Annotated in this window: 6 protein-coding genes; 1 reads left to right on the forward strand and 5 read right to left on the reverse strand. The window is 74.2% G+C overall.

Annotated elements, in window-relative coordinates; all coding sequences use genetic code 11:
- Positions 1-17 precede the first annotated feature (17 nt).
- From O4J56_RS08500 to O4J56_RS08520, 5 genes are all read right to left on the reverse strand, one after another.
- On the reverse strand, positions 18-1,457 hold the full coding sequence (locus O4J56_RS08500) for a gamma-aminobutyraldehyde dehydrogenase (protein WP_270684928.1): 1,440 nt from the start codon (positions 1,455-1,457) through the stop codon (positions 18-20).
- Positions 1,458-1,529: 72 nt separating this feature from the next.
- The gene (locus O4J56_RS08505) at positions 1,530-3,041 is read right to left on the reverse strand and encodes a purine-cytosine permease family protein (RefSeq protein WP_270684930.1); all 1,512 of its coding nucleotides are present in this window, start codon (positions 3,039-3,041) and stop codon (positions 1,530-1,532) included.
- A gap of 118 nt (positions 3,042-3,159) precedes the next feature.
- Positions 3,160-4,782, reverse strand: coding sequence for a thiamine pyrophosphate-binding protein (locus O4J56_RS08510; RefSeq protein WP_270684932.1), 1,623 nt, complete (start codon positions 4,780-4,782; stop codon positions 3,160-3,162).
- 46 nt (positions 4,783-4,828) lie between these two features.
- Positions 4,829-5,770: an agmatinase gene (gene speB / locus O4J56_RS08515; RefSeq protein WP_270684934.1), complete on the reverse strand. Its 942-nt coding sequence runs from the start codon at positions 5,768-5,770 to the stop codon at positions 4,829-4,831.
- A gap of 73 nt (positions 5,771-5,843) precedes the next feature.
- Positions 5,844-7,358: a sodium:solute symporter gene (locus tag O4J56_RS08520; RefSeq protein WP_270684936.1), complete on the reverse strand. Its 1,515-nt coding sequence runs from the start codon at positions 7,356-7,358 to the stop codon at positions 5,844-5,846.
- Positions 7,359-7,584: 226 nt separating this feature from the next.
- Here O4J56_RS08520 and O4J56_RS08525 point away from each other — a divergent pair, with 226 nt between their 5' ends.
- Entirely contained in the window at positions 7,585-9,153 is a 1,569-nt protein-coding gene (locus O4J56_RS08525) for a PucR family transcriptional regulator (protein ID WP_270684937.1), read from the forward strand.
- Positions 9,154-9,634 lie beyond the last annotated feature (481 nt).

The raw sequence follows: 9,634 nt of genomic DNA on the forward strand, positions 1-9,634 counted from the left end.
GGGCGCGTCCGCCTCCGTCAGGACAGGGCGCTCATCACGTGCTTGACACGGGTGTAGTCCTCCAGGCTGTAGGCCGACAGGTCCTTGCCGTAGCCCGAGCCCTTGAACCCGCCGTGCGGCATCTCCGAGGTGAGGCCGCCGTGGGTGTTGACCCACACCGCGCCGAAGTCGAGTTCGGCGCTCACGCGCAGCGCGCGCCCGTGGTCGCGGGTCCACACCGACGACGCCAGGCCCTGCTCGACCCCGTTGGCCAGCTCGACCGCCTCGCCCTCGGTGGAGAAGGCCTGGACCGTGAGGACCGGGCCGAACACCTCCCCGCGCACGATCTCGTCGTCCTGCCGGAGCCCGGAGACGACGGTGGGGGCGATGAAGTAGCCGCGGTCGCCGACGCGCTCCCCGCCGGTCTCCACCTTGGCGTGGGCGGGCAGGCGCTCCAGGAGCCCGAGCACACGGCCGAACTGGTCGGCGTTGTTCAGCGGCCCGAAGTCGGACTCCTCGTCCACGGGGCGTCCGGTGCGCTGCTCGGCGGCGCGCGCGGCGAGTTCGGCGGTGAACTCCTCGCGGATCGACTCGTGCACGATGACCCGGCTGGCGGCGGTGCAGTCCTGCCCCGCGTTGAGGAATCCGCCCGCGAGGATGCCCTCCACGGCCCCGACGATGTCGGCGTCCTCGAACACGACGGCCGGGGCGTTGCCTCCCAGCTCCAGGTGCGGGCGCTTCAGGTCCTCGGAGGCGGACTTGGCGACCTGGATGCCCGCACGCGTGGACCCGGTGAGCGACACCAGCTGCGGGACGCGGTGCTCGACCACCAGGCGCCCGGTGTCGCGGTCCCCCGGCAGGACGTTCAACGCCCCCTCGGGCAGGTGCGGCGCGGCGATCTCGGCGAGCATCACCGTGGTGGTGGGGGTGCTCTCGGCGGGCTTGAGGACGACGGTGTTGCCCGCCGCCAGGGCGGGGGCGATCTTCCACACCGCCATCATCAGCGGGTAGTTCCACGGCGTGATCTGGGCGCAGACCCCCACGGGCTCCCTGCGCACCCAGGAGGTGAACCCCGTCTCGTACTCGGCGGCCGAACGGCCCTCCAGATGGCGGGCGGCTCCCGCGAAGAAGCGCAGGTTGTCCACGCACATCGGGATCTCCTCCTCCAGCACGGAGGAGCGGGGCTTGCCGGTCTCGCGGCACTCGGCGTCGGCGAACTCCCCGGCGCGCTCCCGCAGGGCGTCGGCGATGGCCAGCAGGGCGTCCTGGCGCCGCGCCGGAGACGCCTTGCGCCAGGCACGGAACGCGCGCTGCGCGGCCTGCATGGCCGCCTCCACCTCGGCGGGACCGCAGACGGCCGCGGCGCCCGCGCGCGCTTCGGTCACCGGGTCGGTCAGGTCCATGGCGCGGCCGTCCGCGGGCGGAACGAAGTCCCCGTCGATGAAGGCCGGAAGGGTGTCGAAGTCGCGGGTGCGCATGGCGCTCTCCTTGTGTGGTCGGGGACCGGCCCGTGCCGCGTCGGGGCGCGGGCCAGCGGCGGTCCTGGTCGGTCAGGGGACCGCAGGCTCCGGCTCGGGGCTCTGCTCGCCTTCGGGGGCCGGGGTGCAAGGCACCCAGCGCGGGCCCAGCGGACCGAACACCCCGCGCGGCTCGGGCGCCGCCACCAGGGCGACGGGGTAGGCGAGCGCCGCCGTCACCAGGGCGACGGGCAGGCTGAGGTCGACGCCGCCGGCGAGGTCGCCGAGCGGCCCGACCAGCAGCGGTGTGTTGGCGAACAGCAGCCCCATCACGGCGGCGAGGCCCCAGGCGGTGCCCGCCCGCCAGTTGATGCCGCGCGTGAACCAGTAGGCGCCGCCGCGCCGCCCCTCGTTGAAGACCTGCAGGTCCTCGACCAGGTAGTGGCCCCGGCGGAACAGGTAGCCGAGCATCAGCACCACCATCCACGGCGAGGTCAGCAGCACGATGAGGATCGCCAGCGCGTTGATGGTGTCGACCGCCTCGAACACGAACGCCCCGGTGAACACCAGCACCAGCGCGAGCGCCCCCACCACGACCGTGCCCTGGACCCGGTTCAGGCGCGGCACCAGCGAGGAGAAGTCCAGGCCCGTGCCGTACAGGGCGGTGGTGCCGGTGGACAGCCCGCCGATGACGGCGACCAGCAGCAGCGGCACCGCGTACCACCCCGGCGAGGCGGCCACCAGGCCGGCGACGTAGTCGCCCGGGTCGGCCACCAGGGTGGCGGTGGCCACGCCGAACCCGAACGGCAGCAGCGTGGCCAGCTGCGCCAGGAAGGGGGCCGCCAGCAGGCGCGGGACGGAGGTGGTGGCGGGGATGTAGCGGGCCCAGTCGCCGAGGAACCCGCCGAAGGAGACCGGGTTGGCCATGATCGTCAGCACCGCCAGCACCCACGTCGGCCAGAAGCCGCCGAGCAGGTACTCCCCCGTGCCGGAGTAGGAGGGGTCGAACGCGCCGCCGTAGGCGACCGCGCCGAGCAGCATCAGTGCGCTCCCGGCGACCACCGCCACCTTGTTGACCAGCAGCATGAACTGGTAGCCGTACACGCACACCGCGAACACCGCCAGCGCGATGGCGCCGTAGGCGGCGGCCCGGACGGCGTCGCCGCCGCCCAGGCCCAGGCGGGCGGTGGCCCCGGCGATCGCGTCGCCGCTCACCCACACCGAGATGGAGAAGAAGGCCACGGCGGTCAGCAGCGACAGCAGCGAGCCCAGGCCGCGTCCCACGACTCCGAAGTGGGCGCCGGAGGAGACCGCGTTGTTGGTGCGCGTGCGCGGGGCGAACAGCGCCATGGGCGCCAGGATGAGCGCGCCGAGCACCACCCCGGCCGCCGTGGCCGCGGCGGCCGCCCAGAAGCCCAGGCCGTAGGCGATGGGCAGGGTGCCCAGGATGATCGTGGCGAAGGTGTTGGCGCCGCCGAAGGCGAGGCGGAACAGGTCGAACGGGCCGGAGGTCTGCGCGGCGGGCGGCAGCGGCGCCACCCCGTAGGCCTCCACCTCGGTGGCGCGCTGGCGCCGCCGAGGCGCCTCGGTTCGCTGGTCGGTCATGGCTCATCTCCTGGAGGCGGAGTGGAGGGGACGGGGGATGCCGCCGGGTGCGGAGGGGCGGCGCGCGCTCCCGTGGGTCCGGGGGCGCGACGCCGCCGACCGGAGCCGCAGGGCCCGGTCAGTCCAGGTGGGTGGGGGCGAACATGCGCAGGACGGCGGGGAGCACGACGACGCTGGGGCCGGGCGCGGCCAAGGCGGCGGCCAGATCGTCGCGGAGCCGTTCGACGCCGGTCAGCACCGCGGGCACCCCGAAGGACCCGGCGAGCGCGGTGAAGTCGGGGCGCGCGAGCTCGGTGTGCGAGGCGCGGCCGAAGGCGCCGTTCATGTACTCGCGCAGGATGCCGTAGCCGCCGTCGTCGACGATCAGCCACGTGACGTCGAGGTCGTGCTGGCGCGCGGTGGCCAGCTCGGCGATGCCGTACATGGCGCCGCCGTCGCCGGAGACCGCGAGCACCGGGCCGTCGTGGGCGGCGGCCGCGCCGAGCGCGGCGGGCAGGCCGTAGCCGAGTCCTCCGGTCCCCTGCGCGCTGTGCATGGCGCCGCCGCGCGGGTCCCAGGCCGACCAGGCCCAGTACCCCAGGATCGTCATGTCCCAATAGCTCGGGGCGGTGTCGGGCAGGGCATCGCGCACGGCTTGGAGGACGCGGGTCTCGGTCTCCAGGCCCTGTCCTGCGAGGCGGTCGGCGACCGCGCGCTTGACGTCCGCGGTCTCGTGCTCGGCCCGTTCGGAGCGCGCGCGGGGCGTGACGCGGGCGGCGACGGCCTCAAGGGCGAGGGCGGCGTCGGCGTGGATGCCGAGGGCGGGGCCGTTGGCCTCCAGCTTGCCCGGGTCGGCCTCGATCTGGACGACCCGTCCCTTGGGGCGCATCGTGTGGTAGTTGCTGGACAGCTCGCCCAGGCCGGAGCCGACCACGAGCAGCACGTCGGCCTGTTCGAGGTAGGCGGTGGTGTGCCGGTCCTCCAGCCAGGACTGCAGGGAAAGCGGGTGTTCCCAGGGGAAGGCGTCCTTGCCGCCGAAGGTGCAGGCGACCGGCGCCTGCAGGTGTTCGGCCAGGCGCAGCAGCGCTCCCTGCGCCCGGGCCCGGGAGACGCCGCCCCCTGCGAGGATGACGGGCCGCTCCGCCCCGTCGAGCAAGCGCACGGCCTCGTCGACGAGTTCAGCGCGCGGGCGCAGCGGCACCGGTGAGCCGTCGACGTCGGACACGGGCGGCAGCTCCACCGGGGCGAGGAGGACGTCCTGCGGGATCTCCACCCACGTGGGGCCCGCCGGTGCGGCGGCGGCGCTGCGCCAGGCCTCGGCGATCGCCGATGGGATCTGCGAGGCCTGGCGCACCGTGTGCACGGACTTGACGACGCCGCGCGCCGAGGCCGACTGGTCGGGGAGCTCGTGCAGGAAGCCGCGCCGGGCGCCGCCCAGCCCCTCGGAGGGGATCTGGCTGCTGATGCACAGCACCGGTGCGGACGCGGCCGCCGACTCCTGGAGGGAGGCCAGGGTCAGCAGGGCGCCGGGGCCGGTCGACACCAGCAGCGGGGTCACCTCGCCGGTCAAGCGCGCGTGGCCGTCGGCTGCGAACGCGGCGTTGTTCTCGACCCGGCTGGAGACGAACCGCACCTCGGGGCGGGAGTGCAGGGCGTCGAACAGCCCCAGCGCGTGCTGCCCGGGGATGCCGAAGGCGGTGCGGGCTCCCAGGGCGATCAGCGTCTCGACGGCGACGTCGCCGCCGTTGCGGGGTCGTGTCACGGTGGACGGCCTTTCGGTGCGGTGAGGTGGGGGACCCGTGCGGGGCTCAGCGCTTCAGGGCGAGGACGCTGACGAGGTCGTAGGCGACGTGGCAGGCGGCGGTGGCGGTGATCTGCGCGTGGTCGTAGGCCGGGGCGACCTCCACCACGTCGGCGCCGACCAGGTTGCACGAGCCCAGGCCGCGCAGGATCTCCAGCAGCTCGCGGCTGGTGATGCCGCCCGCCTCGGGGGTGCCGGTCCCCGGGGCGTGCGCCGGGTCGAGCACGTCGATGTCGACCGAGACGTACAGCGGCCGGTCCCCCACCCGCTGGCGGAGCGCGTCGGAGATCTCGTCGACGCCCTTGCGCATCACGTCGGCCGCGGTGACGATGCCGAACCCGAACCGGCGGTCGTCCTCCAGGTCCTTCTTGCCGTAGAGGGGGCCGCGGGTGCCGACGTGGCAGATGGCCTCGGTGTCGAGGATGCCCTCCTCCACGGCGCGGCGGAACGGGGTGCCGTGGGTGTAGGGCTCGCCGAAGTAGGTGTCCCAGGTGTCCAGGTGGGCGTCGAAGTGGACCATGGCGATCGGGCCGTGCTGGGCGTGCAGGGCGCGCAGCAGCGGGAGCGCGATGGTGTGGTCGCCGCCCAGGGTGACCATGCGGGTGCCCCCCTGGATGAACCCGGTGGCGGCCTCCTGGAGGGTCTCCACGGCGTCGCCGATGGAGAAGGGGTTGACGGCGATGTCGCCGCCGTCGGCCACCTGGACCTCGGCGAAGGGCGACACGTCCAGGCCGGGGTTGTAGGGGCGCAGGAGCCGGCTGGCCTCGCGGATGGACGCGGGGCCGAAGCGCGCGCCGGGCCGGTAGGACACGCCCGTGTCGAAGGGCACGCCCACCACCGCGATTCCGGCGTGGTCGACCTGGTCCAGCCGGGGCAGGCGGGCGAAGGTCGCCGGCCCGGCGAACCGGGGGACGCGGCTGGAGTCGGTGGGGCCGATCGGTGCGGACATCGTCGTACGCCTCTCGTTCGTCGTTTCGGATCCGCTGCGGTCGGCAGCGGGGGGGGAGCGGGGGCGGGCCCGGTCAGCCCGCGCCCTCGGGTTCGCGTGCGGGGGCCGCTTCGGCGCCGGCGTCGGGCTCGCCCCGCACACGGCGCTGCCAGGCGTCGAGGACGGCGGGCGCGGTGGGCCGGGTGGCGAGGCTGACCGCGATGTAGGCGGCCAGCGAGGCGCCAAGGCCGTAGTAGATGGCCTCGTTGGCGAGCATCCCCTTGGCGGCCATGGTGGCGATGACGGTCGCGGCGCCCACGAGCATGGAGGCCAGCGCGCCCGCGCGGGTGCCGCGCCGCCACACCAGGCCGCCGAGGATGGCGACGAGCAGGCCGCCCACGAGGATGTTGTAGGCGACGGTCAGCCCGGCGACCACGTCGTCGACGAGCAGGGACACGGCGATGGTCCCGGCGCCCAGCACCAGGGTGGTGATCCGGTTGGAGGCGACCTCGTCGCGCTCGCCCTCGGCCGCGCCCTCGGTCGCGCCGGCGGGGGCTCCGGCGGGGGCGCCGCGCCGCCACAGCCGCCGGACCTCCGGCAGCAGGTCGGTGGAGGTCACCGCGGAGCAGGCGATCAGGGCGCCGCTGGCGGTGGACATGACCGCCGACAGGGCGGCGGCCAGCACCAGCCCGGCCAGCCCGGTCGGCAGGGTGTCGGCGACGATGACGGAGAAGGCGTCGTCGGGGTTGTCCAGCCCGGGGAAGAGCACGGCGGCGGAGGTACCGATGAGCGCTCCGGCCACGGCGTAGACCAGGCAGTAGACCCCGGCGCCCAGCCCGCCGCCGGTGACGGTGGCGTCGTTGCGGCCGGTGAAGACGCGCTGCCAGATGTCCTGCCCGATGAGGATCCCCAGCGCGTAGATGAGGAAGTAGGTGAAGATGGTGCCGCCGCCGATGGTGAACGGGGCGAAGTGGTCCGGGCCCAGGGCCTCGCGCATCCCGGAGAACCCCCCGGCGTGCCAGACCGCCACCGGGGTGAGGACCAGCAGCAGGCCGAAGGTCTTGATGAGGAACTGGGCCATGTCGGTCAGCGTCACCGACCACATGCCGCCCAGGGTCGAGTAGGTCACCACGATCGCGCCGCCGAGGATGATGGCGACGGCGCGGGGCATGTCGAACAGCCCGCTGAAGACGGTGGAGAACGCCAGCGTGGAGGGCACCGTCAGCATGAACGTGTAGCCCCACATGACCAGCCCGGACACGGCGCGGGAGTTGCCGCCGTAGCGCAGGTCGAGCATCTGGGCCACGGTGTACACGCGCAGTCGGGAGATGCGGCGCGCGAAGAAGGCGTGCAGCAGGATGATGCCGACGCCGATCGCGCCGACCATCCAGGCGCCGGAGAGGCCGTAGGTGTAGCCGAGCCCGACGCCGCCGATGGTGGAGGCGCCGCCGAGCACGACGGCGGCCATGGTGCCCGAGTACATGAACGGGCCGAGTCGGCGGCCTGCGACCAGGTAGTCGCTCTTGTCGCGGGTGCGGCGCATGCCCCACCAACCGAGGGCGACCATGCCCGACAGGTAGAGCGCGATCACCGCGAGGTCGATCGTCATGCGTGCTCCTCGAACGGGGGAGAGTGTCCTGGCCTACGGGGGTCCGAGACCCGGATCACCGGATTCCTGCACGTTAAAGGCGCATAAGGTGAGCTGTAACTGGATGTTCCGCACAGCTTGGCCCCGCAGCCTGGCCGTTCCGTCCCGTTCGTCCCTCCGCGCCGCCCCCCGCGCGCCGGAACGGGGACGCGCGCCCGGCCGATGCGGGCGAGCGGGAAGGGGGCGTATGCACGGCGACGGGAGCGTCCCGCTCAAGCGCCTGTTGGACCGGCGCGACCTGGGGCTGCGCGCGGTCGTGCTGCCCGAGGGCGAGCCTCCGTCGGTGCGCTGGGCGGCGGTGAGCGAGCTGCGCGACCCGGCCCCCTACCTGATCGGCGGGGAGCTGGTGCTCACCGCCGGGGTGAACATGTCCACCGCCGCGGACGACCTGGAGGCCTACGTGTCCGGGCTGGTGCGGGCCGGGGCGGGGGCCCTGGGGTTCGGGGTGACGCCCGTCTTCGACGAGGTCCCGCCGGAGCTGGTGGAGCGGTGCGCCGCGCACGGGCTGGCGCTGCTGGAGGTCGCGCGCTCCACACCGTTCGTGGCGGTGGGGCGCGCGGTGGGCGCCCTGGTGGAGGAGGGCCGCGTCGAGGAGGTGCGGCGGGTCAGCGAGGCCCACCGCGCGCTGGTGCGGTCGGTGACGGCGGCCGCCCCGGACGAGCGGGTACTGGCGACTCTGGCCGGCGCTCTGGGCTGCTGGGCCGTGCTGCTGGACGGGCAGGGCGCGGGGCCGCGCCTCACCGCCGCCTCCCCGCCGCGCGCCCTGGGGGCGGAGGTGGCCGAGCTGGCCGAGCGGCTGCGCCGCCCGCGGGGGCCGCGCAGCGCCAAGGCCGTGCTCGGCGGGGACGAGGTGTTCCTGCACGCGGTGGGCGAGCCGCCGCGCGAGCAGGGTGTGGTGGTGCTGGGGCGGCCCACACCGCTGGACATGGCCGAGCGGGCGGTGCTGGGCACGGCGGTGGCACTGCTCGGGCTGCTCTCGCGCGGGGCGTCCGCGGCGGTGCCGGGGCCGCTACTGTGCCGCCTGCTGCTGGACGGCGCGGGCGCACCGGATCTGGCCCCCATGGTGGCACCCCTGGCCGGTCGCCCCCCCTCTCCCGAATCCGGCCCGGCCGACACTGCGCCGGACACCTTCCGGGTCATCCACGCGGTCCGGGCAGGCCGGGGGCCCGCCCCTGCGCCGGCCGACGCGGCGGCGGCACTCGGCACGGAGCTGGCCGACCCGGGCACCCCCGGCGGGGAAGCGCCCTTGCGCGCCATCGTGGCCGACCGGGCCGACGGCGCCGCATCCCGCGGTGAGGGGCACACCGAGGCGCTGGACGCCCTCTACCGCAGGGGCTGGCTCGGGGCGATGAGCAGGGCGGTCGAGGTTGCGGACCTGCCCGAGGCCGACCGCGAGGCCGCCGCCCTTCTGTTCCGAGCGCGCGCGGCCGCCCGCCCCCTGATGGCACGGGAGAGGGAGGACCCGCTCGAAGCCGCCATCGACCCGGCGGCGGCGGGACGGGCGGCCACGGCCCTACTGGGGCCTTTGGCCGAGGAGACCGAGTCGGCGGCGATGCTGCGGGAGACCCTGCGCGCATGGTTGGCAAGGAACGGCAACTGGGACCGGACCGCCACCGACCTGGGGGCGCACAGGAACAGCGTGCGGTACCGGGTCGGAAGGATCGAGCGCGACCTGGGCATCGACCTGTCCGACCCGGAACAGAGGATGAGGATGTGGTTCGCGGTGACGCGCATGCCGGGCACCGGACAGGGGTAATGCGAGTGGCTTGACGGCTGAGCAGATACCCCGCTCACGGCCCCCAGCCGGGCGGAAGGCCGCCGGAGTGTGAGGTGGAGGGCGGCGACCAAGGCCGGCGACCCATACGGCAGCACTGTCGGCCGTAAGGCGTGTGCGCGGTCACCGGATTCGGCAGCGACGGCGACAGCCAGGCGGTTCCCCGGCCCTGCCTGCCGGGCGCGAGGCCCCTGCTCGTTGATCTCGAGGAAGTCGGGCTTAAACCGGACACGATAACCCCGAGTTCCCCGAGATCATCGCGGAGTGGCCGCCCGGGAGGAACATAACGGTCATATCGGATAGCGGGAGAGCGGTTCGGGCATCCTGCGTCGTGAAATCGACGCTTTTACGCAGATCAGGTGTCGTTTTCACCACCCGATCCGCCCCCGCTCCCTTCGCCCACCCCTCCGGCGATGATCTCGACAAAGGTGCTGTCATTCCGGCGGTTTTGGCAGCACCTTTG

The organism is Nocardiopsis endophytica (genome assembly GCF_027706725.1).
Lineage (GTDB): Bacteria > Actinomycetota > Actinomycetes > Streptosporangiales > Streptosporangiaceae > Nocardiopsis_A > Nocardiopsis_A endophytica.